Source organism: Acinetobacter sp. CIP 101934 (assembly GCF_000369585.1).
Taxonomy (GTDB): Bacteria; Pseudomonadota; Gammaproteobacteria; order Pseudomonadales; family Moraxellaceae; genus Acinetobacter; species Acinetobacter schindleri.
In genome coordinates, this window is the sequence record NZ_KB850094.1 from 248,175 (window position 1) to 267,947 (window position 19,773).

At 46.2% G+C, this 19,773-nt stretch carries 18 protein-coding genes; 10 read left to right on the forward strand and 8 right to left on the reverse strand.

Translation table 11 applies throughout. The features are described 5' to 3' along the window. The first annotated feature begins 65 nt into the window (after positions 1-65). From F899_RS01685 to asd, 5 genes are all read left to right on the forward strand, one after another. Complete coding sequence (locus F899_RS01685; protein WP_005220506.1) at positions 66-1,580, forward strand: catalase; 1,515 nt, start codon at positions 66-68, stop codon at positions 1,578-1,580. 185 nt (positions 1,581-1,765) lie between these two features. After that, positions 1,766-2,296: an ankyrin repeat domain-containing protein gene (locus tag F899_RS01690; RefSeq protein ID WP_005220511.1), complete on the forward strand. Its 531-nt coding sequence runs from the start codon at positions 1,766-1,768 to the stop codon at positions 2,294-2,296. Positions 2,297-2,414: 118 nt separating this feature from the next. Beyond that, positions 2,415-3,623: a nicotinate phosphoribosyltransferase gene (gene pncB / locus F899_RS01695; RefSeq protein WP_005220513.1), complete on the forward strand. Its 1,209-nt coding sequence runs from the start codon at positions 2,415-2,417 to the stop codon at positions 3,621-3,623. 166 nt (positions 3,624-3,789) lie between these two features. Beyond that, positions 3,790-4,638, forward strand: a complete 849-nt coding sequence (locus F899_RS01700) for a sulfurtransferase (RefSeq protein ID WP_004890889.1) — start codon at positions 3,790-3,792, stop codon at positions 4,636-4,638. Beyond that, a complete protein-coding gene (gene asd / locus F899_RS01705; protein ID WP_004813864.1) occupies positions 4,635-5,486 on the forward strand; it encodes an archaetidylserine decarboxylase in 852 nt (283 codons plus the stop codon). Before F899_RS01700 ends, asd begins: the two co-directional genes overlap by 4 nt. A 90-nt stretch (positions 5,487-5,576) precedes the next feature. Here the strand turns inward: asd and F899_RS01710 are convergent, their stop codons facing one another. Beyond that, positions 5,577-6,191: an SPOR domain-containing protein gene (locus F899_RS01710; RefSeq protein WP_004813862.1), complete on the reverse strand. Its 615-nt coding sequence runs from the start codon at positions 6,189-6,191 to the stop codon at positions 5,577-5,579. Between the two features lie 411 nt (positions 6,192-6,602). Further along, positions 6,603-8,393, reverse strand: coding sequence for an arginine--tRNA ligase (argS, locus tag F899_RS01715; protein ID WP_017401707.1), 1,791 nt, complete (start codon positions 8,391-8,393; stop codon positions 6,603-6,605). A gap of 255 nt (positions 8,394-8,648) precedes the next feature. Between argS and F899_RS01720 the strand changes: the two genes are divergently transcribed. Beyond that, complete coding sequence (locus tag F899_RS01720; protein ID WP_004813857.1) at positions 8,649-8,936, forward strand: DUF2798 domain-containing protein; 288 nt, start codon at positions 8,649-8,651, stop codon at positions 8,934-8,936. Positions 8,937-9,234: 298 nt separating this feature from the next. Here the strand turns inward: F899_RS01720 and F899_RS01725 are convergent, their stop codons facing one another. The 3 genes from F899_RS01725 to F899_RS01735 are packed head-to-tail and all read right to left on the reverse strand — an operon-like array spanning position 9,235 to position 11,688. Next, on the reverse strand, positions 9,235-10,536 hold the full coding sequence (locus F899_RS01725) for a DUF445 domain-containing protein (RefSeq protein WP_005220514.1): 1,302 nt from the start codon (positions 10,534-10,536) through the stop codon (positions 9,235-9,237). A gap of 8 nt (positions 10,537-10,544) precedes the next feature. Continuing rightward, positions 10,545-11,099: a CC0125/CC1285 family lipoprotein gene (locus tag F899_RS01730; RefSeq protein WP_005220515.1), complete on the reverse strand. Its 555-nt coding sequence runs from the start codon at positions 11,097-11,099 to the stop codon at positions 10,545-10,547. A 49-nt stretch (positions 11,100-11,148) separates the two neighbouring features. Further along, positions 11,149-11,688, reverse strand: a complete 540-nt coding sequence (locus F899_RS01735) for a DUF924 family protein (RefSeq protein ID WP_004813851.1) — start codon at positions 11,686-11,688, stop codon at positions 11,149-11,151. A gap of 209 nt (positions 11,689-11,897) precedes the next feature. Here F899_RS01735 and gshA point away from each other — a divergent pair, with 209 nt between their 5' ends. Continuing rightward, complete coding sequence (gene gshA, locus F899_RS01740) at positions 11,898-13,475, forward strand: glutamate--cysteine ligase (protein ID WP_005220516.1); 1,578 nt, start codon at positions 11,898-11,900, stop codon at positions 13,473-13,475. 18 nt (positions 13,476-13,493) lie between these two features. Continuing rightward, on the forward strand, positions 13,494-14,021 hold the full coding sequence (locus tag F899_RS01745) for a disulfide bond formation protein B (protein ID WP_004813849.1): 528 nt from the start codon (positions 13,494-13,496) through the stop codon (positions 14,019-14,021). A 43-nt stretch (positions 14,022-14,064) separates the two neighbouring features. On the opposite strand, the gene F899_RS01750 is transcribed toward F899_RS01745, so the two are convergent. Then, the gene (locus F899_RS01750) at positions 14,065-15,396 is read right to left on the reverse strand and encodes a PGAP1-like alpha/beta domain-containing protein (RefSeq protein ID WP_004813848.1); all 1,332 of its coding nucleotides are present in this window, start codon (positions 15,394-15,396) and stop codon (positions 14,065-14,067) included. Positions 15,397-15,643: 247 nt separating this feature from the next. Between F899_RS01750 and F899_RS01755 the strand changes: the two genes are divergently transcribed. Together F899_RS01755 and parE are read left to right on the forward strand one after the other, a co-directional pair. Further along, positions 15,644-16,237: a YqiA/YcfP family alpha/beta fold hydrolase gene (locus tag F899_RS01755; RefSeq protein ID WP_004813847.1), complete on the forward strand. Its 594-nt coding sequence runs from the start codon at positions 15,644-15,646 to the stop codon at positions 16,235-16,237. Position 16,238: 1 nt separating this feature from the next. Next, positions 16,239-18,119, forward strand: a complete 1,881-nt coding sequence (gene parE / locus F899_RS01760; RefSeq protein ID WP_004813846.1) for a DNA topoisomerase IV subunit B — start codon at positions 16,239-16,241, stop codon at positions 18,117-18,119. A gap of 60 nt (positions 18,120-18,179) precedes the next feature. Here the strand turns inward: parE and F899_RS01765 are convergent, their stop codons facing one another. Beyond that, positions 18,180-18,476 (reverse strand): FmdB family zinc ribbon protein, encoded by a 297-nt coding sequence (locus F899_RS01765; RefSeq protein ID WP_004813845.1) that lies wholly within the window; start codon positions 18,474-18,476, stop codon positions 18,180-18,182. Positions 18,477-18,585: 109 nt separating this feature from the next. After that, positions 18,586-19,764, reverse strand: coding sequence for a formamidase (gene fmdA / locus F899_RS01770; protein ID WP_001163819.1), 1,179 nt, complete (start codon positions 19,762-19,764; stop codon positions 18,586-18,588). Positions 19,765-19,773: the final 9 nt, after the last annotated feature.

Consider the following 19,773-nt stretch of genomic DNA (forward strand, 5'->3'; position numbering starts at 1 on the left):
ATCTATTTTTTAATCTCGAGTATCTTAGCCCATGCAGGAAAGGTAATAAATTGAGAGATTTAGAAATGTTTAAGCGTTCATTACTGGTTGCAATGCTTGCAACTGTCACAGCCGCACAAGCTGCCCCATTAACTAAAGATAACGGCGCGCCAGTGGGGGATAACCAGAACTCGATCACTGCTGGTCCAAAAGGTTCCGTTTTACTTCAAGATGTACAATTAGTTCAAAAATTACAACGTTTTGGTCGTGAGCGTATTCCTGAGCGTGTGGTACATGCGCGTGGTACAGGGGCATATGGTGAATTCGTTGCAACCAAAGACCTGTCTGATCTGACCCTTGCTTCATTGTTCAAAGCCGGTACTAAAACTCCAGTTTTCTTACGCTTCTCTACCGTAATTCATGGTAAAGGTTCACCAGAGACTTTACGTGACCCGCACGGTTTCGCAGTGAAGTTCTACACACAAGAAGGTAACTGGGACTTGGTCGGTAACCAGACACCAGTCTTCTTTATCCGTGATGCGATCAAATTCCCAGACTTCATTCATGCCATGAAGCCAAGCCCGGTGACTAACGTACAAGATGCCAACCGTGTGTTTGATTTCTTGTCGAGCCAGCCATGGGCAACCAACATGCTGACCTATGTATACGGCAAGCAAGGTGTTCCAACCAGCTACCGCGAACAGGACGGTTTTGGTGTTCACGCTTACAAACTGTATAACGACAAAGGCGAATACAAGTACGTGAAATTCAACTTCCGCTCTAAACAAGGCGTGAAGGGCTTGAACGTGAAAGAAGCGGCTGAGCAGCAAGGTAAAGATTTCAACCATTTGACCAATGATCTTTACAACAACATTTATGCAGGTAACTTCCCGAAATGGGATCTGTATATTCAGGTGCTTGATCCTAAAGACCTGGGCAAGTTTGATTTCGATCCGCTAGATCCAACTAAAATCTGGCCAACTGAGCTGGTTCCAGAAACTAAAGTCGGTACCTTGACCCTGAACCGTATGCCGAAGAACTTCTTCAACGAGACTGAACAGTCGGCATTTGCGCCAGGTAACCTGGTTCCAGGTATCGAGCCATCAGAAGACCGTCTGCTACAAGGTCGAATCTTCTCTTACTCAGATACACAAATGTACCGTCTGGGTGCAAACCACCAGCAGATTCCGGTCAACCGTCCAGTGGTGAATGTGAATAACAACAACCAGGATGGCTACATGAATGTCTCTGAGCGTGACTCGGACGTGAACTATGAGCCAAGCCGTAAAGAGCCAAAAGCTGCCACTGAAAAAGCACGTGCGGTACAAACACCATTATCTGGTCATGTACAGCAAATTGGCGTGAAAGAGCAGAACTTCAAGCAGGCTGGTGAACTTTACCGCTCATACACAGCTAAAGAGAAAGATGACCTGATCATGAACCTTGCTGCTGATCTGGGCAATGTCAAAGATTCAGAAACCAAGCACATCATGTTGTCTTATTTCTACAAGGCAGATGCAGACTACGGTACCCGTATGACCAAAGCGGTGAACGGTAACCTGGCGACGGTTAAAGCCAAAGCTGCAAAATTAAAAGACTAATCCCGATTGGTCTTGAGGAACTGGTGACTAGGGCATAGCGCATCACCTCCGAAAAGTCCTGTAAAACTCCAAACCTTTCCTGCACCCTAGGGGGAGTTTTACAGGCACTCCGTTTCTATCTCATTTCAGGTGAATTGAATCCTGAGTGACTGAAATTTTCTTTTCGATTTCTGTTGGAGTTCATCATGAAATTTATGCCAAAAGCATTTTTAGCCAGTATTCTTGCCTTCAGTTGCGCATTCGCAACTGCTGTTGAAGTAAAGAGTATCTCCCCTGCAAAAACTGCGGCAAGCGTTCAGATGACCTCACAACAGGAATTGGTCGACCTGTTCTTTGCTGCGGCCAAAATTGGTAATAGCGAAGTTATCAACGAATTTTTAAAGCATGGCTTTCCGGTCGATGTGCGCAATAAAGACGGTTATACCCCGCTGATGATGGCGACCTATTATGGTCATCAGAGTATTGTTACAACCTTGTTGAAACATGGTGCAGACCGCTGTGCCCGAGACAACCGCGGCAATACGGCTTTAATGGGTGCCTTGTTCAAAATGGAATTTGCCATTGCCAAGCAGCTGCGTCAGATGGATTGTGATGCCCAAGCCAAAAAGGCCGGACAAAAAACCACGGCTGAATTTGCTAAAGTGATTGGCCAGGAAAAACAGCTGCAAAAAATCATCCAGGAAGCAGAAAAATCTAAAGCAAAAGCAGATAAATAAGCTGTTATTTACAGCAGTACTTTGGTCTATATTTCTCCTGGCTGTATGTAATTGCTGCAATATTGCAGGGCTTTTTATGCTTTAATGCAAAGATAAGCACAGCGATATTTCCTAAGTTATGGCGCCAATCATCCAATCCCTGCTTGATACTGACTTGTACAAATTCACCATGTTACAAGTGGTATTACACAAGTTTCCGCAAACGCACAGTCTTTATCATTTCCGTTGCCGTAATCTTGAAGATACGGTTTATCCACTCACGGATATCCTGGATGATCTGAACCATCAGCTTGATCTGCTGTGCCAGCTGAAATTTAAAGAAGATGAACTGCAGTATTTACGCAGCTTGCGTTTTATCAAAAGTGATTTTGTGGATTATCTGGAGCTGTTCCAGCTCAAACGCCGCTTTATCAAGGCGACCATCGACAGTGAAGGTCGTTTAGACATTACCGTTGAAGGCCCAATGGTTCAGGCCATGATGTTTGAAATCTTTGTCCTGGCGATTGTCAACGAACTGTATTTCAGCCGGATCCGTACTCCAGAAGTGCTGATAGAAGGTGAACGTCGGCTGCAGGCCAAAATGGAACTGCTGAAACAGTACGATGCTTCGCAGGATTCAAATGATCCGCCATTTCTGGTATCTGATTTTGGTACCCGCCGCCGTTACAGCTTCGAGTGGCAAAAGCATGTGGTGGAAGAATTTAATAAGGCAGCGCCACAAGTCTTTCGTGGAACCAGTAATGTACTATTAGCTAAAGAACTGGGTATTACCCCAATTGGTACGATGGCACATGAATTCCTGCAAGCTTTCCAGGCACTGGATGTACGCCTGCGTGATTTCCAGAAAGCAGCGCTTGAAACCTGGGTACAGGAATATCGTGGTGATCTGGGAATTGCCCTGACTGATGTGGTCGGGATGGATGCCTTCTTACGTGATTTCGACCTGTATTTTGCCAAACTGTTTGATGGCTTACGCCATGACAGTGGCGACCCTTATGAATGGGGGGATAAGGCTTACGTACATTATAAAAAGCTGAAAATAGACAGCAAGACTAAGATGCTGACTTTCAGTGATGGACTGAATCTGGAAAAAGCATGGAAACTGCATCAGTACTTCAAAGATCGCTTCCAGGTTAGCTTCGGGATCGGAACGAATTTGACCAATGACATGGGGCAGACACCGCTGAATATCGTGCTGAAACTGGTGGAATGTAACCGTCAGTCAGTCGCAAAAATTTCTGACAGTCCAGGAAAAACCATGACCGACAATGATACCTTCCTTGCGTATCTGCGTCAGGTATTTGACATCAGCGAAGTCGCTGAATAATAATCCCAATCAGCCGTCTCAAACTTGAGACGGTTTTTTATGCAATGTCCTGTCTGTTAGGGTCGTTAGCATAAATTGTGATAAATAACTCAATAAAAACCGCATAATTGTAAAAATGAGCTGTGCTAAGATCAGACTGATTTGAACCATAACACCTATGATAACGATGACAGCTTTAGCTTTTAATTTGGGTCTGCTGATAGAAACAGAAGACTTGGTGCAGCATCTGGGCAATGAAAAACTCCGTATTGTTGACCTGAGCCGTGCCTCTGTTTATGAACAGTTGCATATTCCGTATGCACTCCATTTACAGCCAAAAATGCTGGTTCGTCAGGAAGAGCAAGCTTTGGGTTTATTACCGGATCAAGAAGGCCTAGAAGCACTGGTTCGTTATCTGAATATTTCTCCTGAGCATCATGTCGTGGCTTATGATGATGAAGGTGGGGCTTGGGCAGGGCGTCTGTTATGGAACTTACATTGTTTAGGATTTGAGAACACCAGCTTACTCAATGGCGGTATTCATGCCTGGTTAGCGGCTGGGCTGCCGACTTCCTCTGATCCGGTGAAGCTGGAGCCAGTCGAACAACTGGTGCAAATCAACCTGAATCAGGAAAATGTAGTACGGATTGACTATGAAGCCCTACGTCAGCAGGTCGATCAAGGGCAGATCCAGCTCTGGGATTGCCGTACTGAAGATGAATATACCGGCTTGCGTCTGACAGCGCGACGCGGCGGTCACATTCCGGGAGCACGTCATTTTGAGTGGAGTACTGCCCTTAACCGTGAAAATCATTTAAAATTACACCCTTTGCAGCGCACACAACAGCGCCTGGAACAACTGGGTTTTAATCTTAAGCAGCCTGTGGTGGTGTACTGTCAGTCACATCACCGCTCCGGGCTGGCCTATATCTTAGGACGTCTGCTCGGCTGGAAAATTCAGGCTTATGACGGTGCGTGGAGTGAATGGGGCAACCGCCTCGATAGTCCAATCGCTACAGGGGAGTTGCCATCTTGAGCATCACATCGCGTTTAAAACAACAATTATTTATCCAGGCTCAGAAAGTGGTGCCACAGCATCGTCTGTCTCGTGTGGTAGGTAAAATTGCAGCCAGTGAAAATCCGGTTGTAAAAACTGCGGTGATTTCTGCTTTTAAAGCCAAATACGGCATCGATATGTCGATTGCGGAGCAGACCAATGCCTTGAAGTTCAAGTCATTTAATGATTTCTTTACCCGCGGTCTAAGAACCGGAGTGCGTGCGGTTGACGCTGACCAGGGCAGTATTGTTTCTCCTGCCGATGGCGCCATTTCCCAGCTCGGCAAGATTGAAAATGGTGATGTGTTCCAGGCCAAAGGCCAAAAGTTTACAGTTGAAAATCTGATTGCCGATCCACAACTGGCGCAGCCATTCAAAAACGGTGAATTTGCCACAGTATATCTGTCACCACGTGACTATCACCGTGTGCATATGCCATTTGCTGGCACACTGACAGAAACCCTGTATGTACCGGGTGAACTGTTCTCGGTCAATCAGACGACAGCAGAAAATATTCCAGGCCTGTTTGCACGTAATGAGCGCATGGTGTGCCTGTTTGATACTGAGCTTGGTCGTATGGCAGTGGTGCTTGTTGGGGCCATGATTGTAGCCGGTATTGAAACCGTGGCGACGGGTAAAGTAAAACCTTCAGGCCGGATTGAATTGAACCAGCATAATCTGTTTCTAGAAAAAGGTGCAGAACTTGGCCGTTTCTACCTGGGCTCAACGGCTGTCATTCTGTTTGAAGAAAACAAGATGCAATGGGATGAGAAGTTTAAAGCCAATTCAACAGTGTTGATGGGTGAAGCTTTAGGGCATACCGTTTAAGAAAATTCCTCCCGACCTTCCTTTGAAAAGGGAGGAATTAAAAGGTACAAAAAAAGCGCCATCAGGCGCTTTTTTAGATCTAGAATTTATTTATTGCTTCACAACAATCGAATCGATACCACTATGCTGCAAAGTCTGTTGTGCAATCACCGCCGCTTCTACAGAATCATAGGGACCGGAAACCACACGGTACCAGACCTTGCCATTTTCAACACTTCTGACCACATCCGCAGATAGGCCATTCAGGATAATCTCGGCACGGCGTGCATCTGCCTGATCCGGATCATCAAAACTGCGTACTTGTAGAATATAGGTCGCTACTGGTGCAACAGGTTCTTCAGTTACCAGTCCCGGCTCATTCACAGTTTCAGGTGCAGCTTCCTCAGTTCGAGGAGCTTCTACAATGACCACAGCATCCTGTTTATTGGTTTCAGGCACAGCCTGTTCAGGAATTGGAGTAACCTGCTGTTTCGGCAACAGGTCATAGAAGCGATAATCCTTGTTGGTGTCTTCCTCTTCATAATGCTGAGAAGTGATCTGATCATTGTTTGGTTTTACAGGTTCCCATGGCTTCCACAGCATGAGCGCCACCAGAAAACTTAACACGATTAAAATGATCACGAGTGTGCCTAGCCATGCAGGAATCAATGGCTTCTTTGGCTTGTTCGGACGTTCAGATACACCGCGTTGCGTTTTTCCAAACACTGGGGATTTCCTCTTGTATTTATTTTACCAGACAGAAAAAGGCATAACCGGTGTTATGCCTTACTCTCTGCATCGTATGTGATCGTAATACAAATGTCATTATACAAATCACCCACTCCACAGGATATTTTTATGAACTAGATGTCAAATCGGACATCTAATTCATAGTTTTGGCTGTCTACTTGCATGCTTACTCTGAACAAAGTTCTTCGTCTTGCGTCAAATGTAAAAGCAATGCTTTACATTTCCACTTCGAGCCCAGCTCTCGTCTTGCGAGCATGCAAAGCAGTGCTTTGCTTACATGCTCACTTCGAACAAAGTTCTTCGTCTTGCGTCAATGTAAAAGCAGTGCTTTACATTTCCACTTCGAGCCTAGCTCTCGTCTTGCGAGCATGCAAAGCAGTGCTTTGCTTACATGCTCTCAGGAGCTGATACGCCAAGAAGTTCCAGACCATTACGGAGCACTTGACGTACATTTACAGACAACAGCAGACGAGCTTGAGTCAGTTCAGCATCATCACCGAGTACTTTGTTCTCATTGTACCAACCATGGAACAATGCAGCCAATTCTTTCAGATAGTTACCCACCTGGTGCGGTTCATAGCTGTTTGCAGCACGAACCACAATCTCAGGGTAGGCTGCCAGTTTTGCCAGGATTTCAGTTTCAGCATCCAGCTCGAGTTTGGCAGCCAGACTACGTGCAGCCACAGCATCAAAGTTCACGCCAGTCGCAATAGCCTTTTCTAACATACGGCAGATACGTGCATGGGCATACTGGATATAGTACACAGCGTTATCCTTGCTTTGTGACACTGCAAGATCAAGGTCAAAGTCAATATGCTGTTCAGACTTACGCATTACATAGTAGAAACGTGCTGCATCATTACCTACTTCTTTACGCAGGTCGCGTAAAGTCACGAACTGACCTGAACGAGATGACATTTGCACCATCTCACCACCACGCCATAAGCTGACGAACTGCACTAACAGCACAGTCAGTTTCTTCGAATCATAACCCAGTGCATCAATTGCGGCTTTTACACGTGCGATATAACCGTGATGGTCTGAACCCCAGATATCAATGATATCGGTATAGCCACGTTGTAGTTTATTTAAGTGGTACGCAATGTCTGATGCGAAATAAGTCGTTTGACCATTACGGCGTTTGACCACACGGTCTTTTTCATCACCAAATTCAGTTGATTTGAACCAGATATTGCCATCTTTTTCGTATAAGAAACCACGTTGATCCAGCGTTTGTAATGCTTCTTCAATTTTTTCTGTCAAAGATGCTTCACTGAACCACTGGTTGAAAGTCACACCAAATTCACCAAGGTCATCTTTAATGTCATCAAGAATCGCTTTAAGCGCTGCTTGATGGAACACGCGGTAACCTTCGCCAATTAAGCTTTGAGAATTGAAGATCAAGCCATCGATATGTTTCTCTTTATCGCCTGAAAGTATGACTTTATTGCCTTCAGCATCCGGTTCAGCCGCAAACTGCACATCTTCAGGTACGTCTTTGTAGACATCTGCTACCGGGCGTACATAGGCATCGCCATCCTGGTCGATAATGCTTTGTGCGATCTCTTTAACATAGTCGCCTTGATAGGCATTTTTCGGGAATACCAGTTCTTGGCCAGTCAATTCCAGATAACGTAAATAAGTTGAAGTCGCCAGAATATCCATTTGGCGGCCAGCATCATTCACATAATATTCGCGGTCAACTTTCGCACCTGTTGCCTCTAACAGGTTCGCTACGGTCATACCATATGCAGCACCACGGCCATGACCTACATGCAGGCTAGAAGTTGGATTCGCAGAAACGAATTCCACCTGGATGCGTTTTTCCGCATTGGCCTGGGTACGACCATAAGTCGCTTGTTGCGCCTGGATCTGGTCCAGAACTGCGAAACGCTGGTCAGCATTCAGGAAGAAGTTAATGAAACCCGGGCCTGCAATCTCGGCTTTGCTGATATCTGCAACTTCTGGCAAGGCAGCAAGGATTTTTTCTGCTAAATCACGCGGCTTCATACCCGCAGCTTTAGACGCGATCATGGCAATATTTGATGCAAAGTCACCGTGGCTACGGTCTTTGGTACGCGTCAAATTACTTGTATTGTTCCAGTCAGATGGGAGTACGTTTTGTGCCTGTAAGGTTTGCACTGCATGATCGAGAGCTGCTTGGATTGCCGTATTCATAATCAGTTGAAAATAGATATCGCAGAAAAACAGCAAATATAGCAAATTTCCGACTCTTTAGGTAAAACCATTTATGGGGAATAAAAAATATACGATCGGTAGCTGGAAGATTTATACAAAATTGTCATTTATTCGTTCGTATATCACATAAAGAATATCGTAATAAGCAAGTTGCAAAATTTGCTATAAAAATGAATCCTCAATCACTGAAAATAACCTATATTAACCAGATTGAAATAACAAAAAGAGCTTGCAGTGGATTCGCAACAACGTCCGATTATCTTTGGCAATACTCCTAAACTTCCCGCTAAATGGGCACTGATAATTATCCCTTTCATCCTGTCCTGCCTGATGAGCGGTATCATTTCTTTCATTAATATGCTGCGTACTTTGGGCTGGATTGAAGGTTTTATTTCATTATGGCTGCATAACTGGATGATTTCCTGGGCGTTCGCTTTTCCGATCGTGCTGCTATTGTTGCCATTCGTACGTAAGCTCACTGGCCTGTTGGTGGATATGAGTGGCTCACAACTACCGAAGTAGATTTATTGATTGCATACAACTCACGCGTTGATTGAGTTGATTTACCTGCCGATTTTGAAAAGTATACAGCTGGCCCGAATGATCAATTTTCAGGACTCTGGCTTGCACTAGAGCAAGCCGGAAGATCTCCAGCTTTTTGAGATTAAGCAGAACAAAAGGATTACCAAGATTGTTCTAGCAGGAACTACACCTGACCTTGTACTGCTTAAAACACGTTTAAGGTTTCCTAGAGTTCTTATCTGGCAAATAGAAAATTGAATGATGGCTCAATCCCTGAGATTTGAGCATAAGCTAAGAATCAAAGCACATATTCGACAATGGCCCGGATAATCCCCAGTACCAGACCGATAAAGGCCCCGACCACCACGCCGTTGACCCGGATCATATGCAGATCGCCACCGACCTCATTTTCAATCTTGTCAATCATTTCACGTGAATCCCATTCATGAATCCGTTCACTGATAAAACGGATGACTTTCTCGCTGTATTGATCACTTAAGTCAACTGCCATATTACTCATACGGTTATTCAGTAATTCACGCACTGAACTGTTGGAAATGATATTTTCACCCACTTGCTGAATGGCAATACGTAGATTCTCTGCAATACCGGAATCCGGTTTTTCCAGATCTGCCTTGATCGCATCACAGAGAATCACCACGGCACCACTAATGAAGTTCAGTACCTGTGGGCTGTCCAGCAGGGCCTCTTTAGCAGAATTTAGACGCTGACTGGCATCGCTATCATTGTCAGCTAGTTGCAGCATCAGCTGATGGGCGGACTCTTCAATCTTCAGGCGCCAAGGATGATCCGGATCTGCCAGCATGGCTTCGACGCGCTGAATTACCGAGTCGATACTGCGCTGTTGCACGTCAATCCCGATCCAGCTGGCACCCTTTGCCAATTTCCACACCCCCATTTCCTTAAACAGGGTACGGGTCAGTTCACGGGTCTGCTCCGGATGAGACGTCATCCAGGCATGTACCAGATCCAGGCCACGTTGCAGAACATCCTGATGAAAATCATTTTCCAGGACGGCACGTAGCATCTCACTGGCCAGATGATTGATCTGGGTGCTTTTCACCCATTGCACACTATTGCTCTGAATAAAGCCGGAAATCTGTTCCTGACCGACAAATTCAAAGATCCGTGGAGCAGTCTGCTGGATGACCTGAGTCACCTGACGGTTATTCTCCGGATTTGCCAGCCAGCGGCCTGCTGCCAGGCTCAGGTCGGTACTGGCCAGACTACGCTCCACAATCTGTGGAGACAGAAAGTTTTCCTGCACAAAGCGGCCCATCGACTCGGCAATACGAGCCTTATTGCGTGGAATGATCTCGGTGTGGTCACGCAGAAACCTGGGAATGGGCAACTTGCCAAAAGGATTGCGGAACAGAACGGTAATTGCGTACCAGTCTGCCATTCCACCTACCACACCTGCTTCTGCAGACAGCATCAGGATATGGATCAACCATACATATTCTGGCAGTAATTTGGCAGCGACCATCAGTGCCAGCCAGGTGACGACAGCCACAATTAAGGCAATGGTGGCAAAACGTTTACTGCGTTGCAGGCTCGGTGAACTGGTCTCTGTCTGCATAAAGACTCCTATTTAGCCATAGTCACGGGCTGTGGCTGCAGTATCTCACCTGTTGGGCTCAGACCATATTTAGCGCCGAGCGATTGTAGAATCAAGCGAGCATCGAAGGCATCTTTGGGTGCCTGTCCCTGTTTAAAGCATTCAATAGTATAGGCAATCTGTGCTGGCTCTACAGTGACACGATACGGCATGTCATAGAAGGGATCAGGCCAATAAAATGGATGCCGGCGATAATAGCCATAGGGATATGGCATGGGTGTGGGATAGACGATTGCTTCATGCGGAGGTCGTTGGGTACGGTTGCTTGGATCATCCAGCACCCGAAAGAACTGGAAACCATTCTGTATAGTCGTCTGGGCCGCCTTAACTAAGGTAATTTCTTCAGCTGTCCCAAAGCTCATGTTTGGACGCGCCTTGAAACTGATCCGGTAAGTCTGGGCATTGAGAGGTGTAGTACTGTACTGGCCGAGCTGATCAAAGGTCAGTGGTTTGGAAGGCGTCGTTGCACAGCCTGAAAGCAGGGCAGTGCTTGCAAATGCTAAGGCGATGATGGTCTTCTTCATCTTCGTTCTCCTGATGGGGTGATCCAGCGACAGCAGTACCTGAAAATTCCTAGAAACTGCTATCCGGCTGGGTCAGGAAACTTAATTCTTCCTCGGTAGATTCACGGCCCAGAATCTGGTTGCGATGTGGGTAGCGTCCAAAGCGTTCGATAATGATTTTATGCTTAATTTCATATTCGAGATTAGACGGATTACCAAGGCGTTGAAATAGTTTGAAGGCATATTCATGAATCAGTCTGGATTCACTGTGCATGAACGGCATATATAAAAAAGCCCGCTGTTCCGGACTGAGCTGCTTGTCCAGATCCAGGCTAATGGCTTCCTGTGCCAGAGCTAGAGCCAGGCTATCCTGGGCAAAAGCACGTGCAGTACCCCGAAAAATATTGCGAGAAAACTGGTCCAGAACAATGATTTCTGCCAGACGGCCTTCGGCAGTTTTACGCCAGGACCATAATTCAGCCTGACTTGCCTGTTCCAGAATTTCTGAAAATTGCTCAGTCAAACTTTGGTCGAAATGGTCGCTTTTGGCAAACCAGTTCGGCTGGGTTTCGGCACTAAACCAGAAGTCCAAAATATCTTGATAATTCATAAGGTTTACAATTCATTAGCATTTATTTGTTAATAAAATCACAAATTTCACATGTCTTATAGAGAAAGTTTGTGTTAAAAATTTGCGGAATTAAAATCAATGGTTTGCCTGAAAAGCAGGCAGGGTGTAATGTGCGGATCTAAAATCACGTTATACTCTATAAAATGATGATTTTATTTTAATAGTTTAGCCCATTAAGCGAGATTGTAATGAGTCAACCTGAATCGACCAGCCAAGCTGTATTACCAACTTGGGTGGATTCGTCGCTCATCAAGGGGATGCTGCGCGGAATTGAGCGAGAAAGCCTGCGTATGCAAGGTAATGGCTTTCTGTCGCAAAGGCCGCATCCTGTAGCACTAGGTTCAGCCCTGACTCATCCGCATATCACCACTGACTATTCTGAAGCCTTGATGGAGTTTATTACTCCGCCAAAAGACAGTATTCGTGGCGCTTTGGATTACCTGATGGATATCCATGCCATCGTACATCGCAAACTGGAAGATGAAGAAAAGCTGTGGCCGATGTCGATGCCATGCATGCTCGACAGCAGCGATGACAGCATTCCACTGGCGCAGTACGGTTCTTCCAATATTGGTTTATTCAAGACACTTTACCGTCGTGGTCTAGGTGTGCGCTATGGTCGCCGTATGCAGACCATTTCGGGCGTACATTATAATCTGTCTTTCCCGGATCATTTCTTCGAAGCGCTACAGGCCAACGAAAGTGATGAATCACTGCGTAACTTAAGCCTGCAGGATTACCGTAGCCACCGTTATATGGGGCTGATCCGTAATTTTATCCGACTGACACCATTGGTGATGTTCCTGGTCGGTGCTAGCCCGGCAGTGTGCCAATGCTTTATGACCGGTCGTGACCATCAGCTGTTGCCACTTACTCGCGGCACCTTATATACCCCATATTCAACTGCATTGCGCATGGGCCGTTTCGGTTATCAGAACTCAGCCCAAAAGCAGCTCGGTATTCATTACAATAACTTGCAGGACTATCTGGAAGGTCTGCAAAAAGCAGTTAAAACACCATATAAACAATTTACCCGTCTGGGCCTTGAAGATGCAGCAGGACAACCAATCCAGATCAATGATCATGTGCTACAGATCGAAAATGAATATTACAGTCTGGTACGTCCAAAGCAGGTGCCAGAAGCCGGTGAAACTCCATCACAGGCACTGGAAAATCGTGGTATTGGCTATGTGGAACTGCGTGCAGTAGATGTCAATCCATACAGTCCGATCGGGATTGATGAACATACCGCAGGCTTCCTGGAAGTAGTTGCACTGTACTGTTTATTGCAGGACAGCCCGGCACTGCTGAGCGATGAGCAGGACATCATCGAAAAGAATCAGGCTGAAGTGGTCAATCGTGGTCGTGCTCCGAATGCGGCTATTCTGGAAAATGGTCAAAAATATCTAATCGAAGACTGGTGTGCAGTTCATCTGGCGCGCATGCAGCCGCTGGCAGAATTATTGGATGCAGCATATGGCAATAATCTTTACACGACGGCCATGAAGACCATGCAAATTCGTGTTGATGAAGTCGATGCGACACTTTCTGCGCTTGTAGTGGGCGATATCCGTAAGCAGGGTGGCATGTGGCATTTTGGCCAGGTGCTGGCACAGCAGCATGCTGCGGTTTATCAAGCGCATCAGCTCAGTAAAAAAACCACTACATATTTTGATGAGTTAGTACAAAAGTCCTTGCAGCAACAGCAGGAACTCGAGCAAGATAGCAGCATCAGCTTTGCTGAATATCTCGCTCAATTTCGATAAAAAACAAGAGGATCGACCATGAAATGGGGTTACCGCTTCGTGAGTGGTGCGTTATTTGCCGCATCCGTGATGGGGATGGCATTTGCATTATATCTAGAACATGTGCAGGGCCTTGAGCCTTGCCCGTTGTGTATTTTTCAGCGTATTGGCCTGATTGGTCTGGGGATTATTTCTTTCATTGCTTTCTTGCATAATCCGAAAGCAAATGGCATGAAACGCCTGTATGCCTTTTTAGGATCACTGAGTATTTTGTGGTCCGCAGGTGTAGCAGGACGTCATGTCTGGCTGCAAAACCTGCCGCCGGATAAAGTACCAAGTTGTGGTCCGGGTCTGGATTACTGGCTGGAAACCTTGCCAATGAAGTCGGTGTTCCAGCAAGTACTCAGCGGTTCAGGTGAATGTGCCAAAGTGGACTGGACTTTTCTGGGGCAGTCTTTACCGGTCTGGTCACTGGTATTTTTCAGTATCTTGTTGCTGGTCAGTTTATGGCAGTTATTCCGCAAATATCAGACGGCGCCAGTCAAACGCCTAAGAGATAAATACTGATGCAAATAAAAGCCCTCATTTGAGGGTTTTTTTTATAGCTGAATCAGGTCAGCGCAATGCCTTCAACACTTTCCAGGTCCATCATATATTCATGGATCTGGTCAAAGACTTTGTCCTCCACACTCGGATAGAACCAGCGCACGATCTGTTCAGCCACTTGTGGGTGAAACCGTATTTCAAAATGGTTCAATCCATAGAAAATCGCTTTATGGGAGTCTGGAACTTTCAACTGAAAACGCGGGTTTGGATGTTCACCGAGCGCACTTTTGACACTGACCAGATAATCCCCAATCACATTGCGGGTGCGGTTATGCCGGTTTTCATATTCAATTGTACCGGCCACCAGATAGGTCTGGATATGCGACGGAATCGGTGCCGGTTTACGGTTATCATCCATTAGGCCAATTCTGACTTCATTATGTTCCCAGTCATCATCCCGAACACTGCCGTGGCGCAGATCCAGAATGCCATTACTGCGGATATTCACCACATGACCAATAATCTTTCCAAACGGGAAGCGTCCCAATTTATCCTGTAGGCTAAAACCAAAGCGCTCTAATGCTGCACCATGATGTGGTGAGCCGAGGCAGACCAGATTGTCGACCATATTGACCCATTCATAGACATGCTGTTTGCCATAGAACAGGGCACTACGAGCAACTAATCCGCCCATACTGTGTCCGATCAGATCAATACTGGTAATGCCGGGATTGCGGGTGATCAAGTCATGCAGGGTATTGGCCAGACTACGGCCATTGGCGGAGATACGGCGTCCGGAATTATAGTTGAGGTACAACATGGTATTGTTATCACGCTGCGTCAGCAGCTTTTCACCAATGCCTTCATGCTTATGATTGGACCAGGTCAGATGATTCATGCATAAACCATGCACGAAGATAGTAATTCGACCCGTCAATTCGCCCTGCTGTAGTGAGGTATAATGATCATAAATCACCATCGGCAACGCCATCGGATTTTGATGCTTGATCAGATAGTCGCCAATAATGCCATTTAATACACTTACCAGAAAATGCAGGCTTGGTGTCAGCGGCTTGTCATGCAGGCGTGGAAATTTGGTAATGATACGGCGCAGTCCAGGGGCAACCATGGTATTGCCATAGTGGAACAACAGGTCATAGGAACGTTGATAGAGCCGGACAATGGCAGGCAGGTTCTGGATTTTTTCTGAATGACGTTCACTTAAACCAAAGAAACTATATAAGATTTCACGCTGGATAGTCTTGATCAGTTCTTGGGCAACATCATTAAACCGCATGGTAACAAGCTGAGCAAGTCCTTCCAGTACATCTGCCTGGGTAGGAGGAGTACGATCCCACTTGCAATAGGTTTCATGCAATGGCGTTAAGCTTGTCATCGGATCCGTTCCTTTCATCAATGCGAATATCTGAGACCTTTCTTTTTAAAGATGTTCGCGGTATAAATTCTTCTGAACTTTGATGTTTCTAATTTTTCTGGGAATATTCTTAAAATACCGAGGAACGTGAAGAACTGGTGTGTTTTTTGTCGGACAATTCACCAAAAACAGATTAGATAACGATGATCCATCTCTGATATATAAAATAGATTTTGATTAAAATATAGGCGTTTTTTATTAATAATTGATGAATGTCATTTACTTACACGGCTTTCGAAGCAGCGCTGCCTCGATCAAGGGCCAGTTACTTCGGCAGTATTGCGAAAAAAATCCACAAATTCAGGTGCATTTGCCAGATCTGAACATGTCTCCTGTGGATACGATTCAGCACATGTCAGCACTGATTGAGTCACTGGATAATGTAAGCTTGGTGGGCAGTAGCCTGGGGGGATTTTATGCGACACATCTGGTCGCCAAGTACAGTGTGCCGGCTGTACTGATCAATCCGGCCATGCGACCATGGCAGCTGTTCCGCGAACTGTTCGATGATGAGCTGCCGTTACAGGTGCATCCGAACTGGCGTCTGGACGATTCACATCTTGACCAGCTGGAAGGACTAGCACTGCCAATTGCACAAGATGCAGACAAAATACTGGTACTGTTACAACAAGGCGATGAAGTTTTGGATTATCGTGAAGCACATCGCTATTATAGTGCTGCTCATCCTCCGGCGATGCTGATGACTGAGGCCAATGGCAATCACGGGATGGATGATTTTGCGGAGAAGATTCCGCTGGTGTTACAGTTTTTATTGGACTGCATAAAAAAGGAAACCGAATAACGTGTCTCAATATACGGCTCAATCTCTTGAAGTTCTGTCTGGTCTGGACCCGGTCCGTCGTCGTCCGGGCATGTATACCGATACCACTCGTCCAAACCATCTGGCGCAGGAAGTGATTGACAATGCTGTGGATGAGGCACTGGCTGGACATGCCAACAAAATTACCGTGACAGTCTATAAAGATGGCTCGTTATCAGTCGAAGACAATGGCCGTGGTATGCCGGTGGATATTCACCCGGAATATGGTCAGAGCGGGATTGAAATCATCCTGACTAAACTGCATGCCGGTGGCAAGTTTAGTACCGATAATTACCAGTTCTCTGGTGGTCTGCATGGTGTCGGGATTTCAGTGGTCAATGCGCTGTCGACCCGTGTCGAAGTGGCCGTCCAGCGTCAGGGTAACCTGTACAAAATGGCCTTTGAAAATGGTGAACCGGTTGCACCACTTGAAGTACTGGCAGGTAAGGCACCCAAACGCGCGTCTGGGACTACGGTGCAGTTCTGGCCAGAAGCCAAATACTTCGATTCACCAAAATTTGCCCTGAAAGCCTTAAAACATAATCTTAAAGCCAAAGCTGTTCTGGCCGCGGGTTTAGAGATCAATTATATCGATCAGATTAATGACGAGAAGATCACCTGGCAGTTTGAAAATGGTCTGGTCGACTATCTGATGGATGAGCTGGAAGATCGTGAGATCATCCCAGCACCCGCTTTTGTTGCAACGGGTGATGCCGAACGTGCCAGTGCTGAATTTGCCATTTGCTGGAATGTTGAAGGTGGCGAAAGCATCCAGGAATCCTACGTCAACCTGATTCCAACTGCGCAGGGCGGTACTCATGTCAACGGCCTGCGTTCGGGTGTGACCGATGCGATGCGTGAATTCTGTGAATTACGTAATCTGTTGCCGCGTAACATGAAGCTGTCTGCCGAAGATGTCTGGGACGGCGTGAACTATATCCTGTCACTGAAATTCCAGGAACCGCAATTCTCAGGTCAAACCAAAGAACGCCTGTCGAGTCGTGAAGCGGTCGGGGTGGTGCAGAATATTGCCAAAGATGCCTTTGCATTATGGTTGAATCAGAATTCAGATATCGCCATGCAACTGGCGGAGATGGCAATTTCCAAAGCCGGTCGCCGTCTCAAAGCAGCGAAAAAAGTAGAACGTAAGAAAATCGTCGCGGGTCCAACACTACCCGGAAAACTGTCGGATTGTGTTGGCCATGATCTGGACCAGTCAGAACTGTTTATTGTAGAAGGGGATTCTGCAGGCGGTTCAGCCAAGCAAGCGCGTGACAAGAACTTCCAGGCCATCATGCCGATTCGAGGTAAGATTTTAAATACTTGGGAAGTGTCTTCTGATGAAGTTCTAGCATCTCAGGAAGTGCATAATATCGCGATTGCCATTGGGGTCGATCCGGGTTCGGATGACCTGTCTGAACTGCGCTATGGCAAGATCTGTATTCTAGCCGATGCCGACTCGGATGGTCTGCATATTGCGACCTTGCTGTGCGCACTGTTTGTGAAACATTTCCCGACACTGGTCGAAGAAGGCCATCTATATGTTGCAATGCCGCCTTTATTCCGGATTGATGACAACAAAGACGTGCACTACGCCCTGGATGAAGACGAGCTAAATAGCATTCTGAAAAAATGCAAAACCAAGAATCCGCAAATTACTCGATTCAAAGGTTTGGGTGAGATGAATGCCAGCCAGTTGCGTGAAACCACACTTGATCCAAATACGCGCCGTCTGGTGCAACTAGATTTAGATGATGCTCATCATACGGCAGGTTTACTGGATAAATTACTGGCGAAAAAACGTGCCAGTGACCGTAAAGACTGGTTAGAACAGAAAGGTAATCTGGCAGATCTGGTGGTTTAAACTATCGAATTTAAGCAATCAAAAAAATCCCGCCAGAGCGGGATTTTTTATGAATCAAGATTAGACATCGCATAAAGAACAGTTAACGCCGCGGCAATTATGTAGAACTGAGCTGCGTGCGCTATTTTTATTGGTACCGGGTCCTTCTACCAGAGGCCCTGCAAGTTGTTCAGCACCTGAACCCGGACGCCATTTGCTTTTCATATTAATTTGCTGATGACCGGTGATCATCGGTTTAGCTAAAGTCTGCTGTTGGCAATAATTACATTCAATCGTATCGGTCGAGATACGGGCAATTGGAACACGTTGTTCAAAAATTCCCTCGCAATGCTCACAGCGGAAATCATATAACGGCATTTCTGTACTCCTGTAGCATGAAGGCCTCAAATTAAAAAGACGGGTAGCCGAAGGCTTTAGGTTGGATGACTACCCGTTGTGAAGCTAAAACAATAATAAATCGTAAAATCTAGCGTTTATGCCCCCAGAACTTATCATCGTTCAGCGCACCCTGAGGCAGGATATTCTGTTCAAAAATTGAAGTTGGCAGAGATACGGTACATGCACAATTTGGAATATCCACGATACCGCCAATACGGCCTTCAACTGGTGCCGCAGTCAGTAACATGTATGCTTGTGAACCGGTAAAGCCGAAGTTTTCAAGGTATTTGATTGCTTTTAAACACGCCTGACGATATGCCACAGTGGCATCCAGATAATGGTTTACGCCATCTTCAACGCTGATGCCTTCAAAGGTCAGCCACTGGTCATAAGCCGGACGGACATTACTTGGCACAAAGATTGGAGAATCAATATTATATTTCTCCATACCACCTTTGATCAGGTCGAAGCCGACACGGGTAACACCGTCCATTTCGATCGCGCCACAGAAACCGATTTCACCATCTCCTTGAGAGAAGTGCAGGTCGCCCATCGAGAAGCCAGCACCTTTCTGATAGACAGGGAAGTAAATACGGCTACCTGCTGCCAGGTCTTTAATGTCCGTATTCCCGCCATGTTCACGTGGTGGAACAGTACGTGCCGCTTCAGCTGCCATACGGTCGAATTCAGCACCTGTTACGCCACGCAGAACAGCAGTACGTGGATCAGGCGGATTAGCCTGACCTTTAGGAACCAGTAAAGCTTCACGGCGATTCCATTCCTTTAGCAAATCATGCGATGGCAAAGTTCCCATCAAGCCAGGGTGTTTTAAGCCGGCAATACGCACGCCCGGAATATGACGTGAAGTCGCAAATAAGCCTTTTAAGTCCCAGATGGCTTTGTCAGCTTCAGGGAAATAGTCAGCCAGGAAGCCACCGCCATTTTCCTTGGCAAATACGCCAGAGAAACCGACATCTGAAATTGGCTGAATGTCGAGCAGGTCAATTACCAGCAAGTCACCTGGTTCAGCACCTTCTACATAGAAAGGTCCGGTTAATGGATGGGCACGGGTCAGGTCGACATTTTTGACATCAGAAATGTCATCGGTATCCTTAATCTGCGCATCCAGGAAATCCAGACTTTCAATCAGGATTTCTTCACCCGGTTTTACCGAAGTCAGAAATGGCAAATCCGGATGCCAGCGGTTATGTCCAATTTCCGCCTGTTCTGCCAGCGGAACCCCCGGTTTAATTTTAATATGTTGCATGTTTTATCC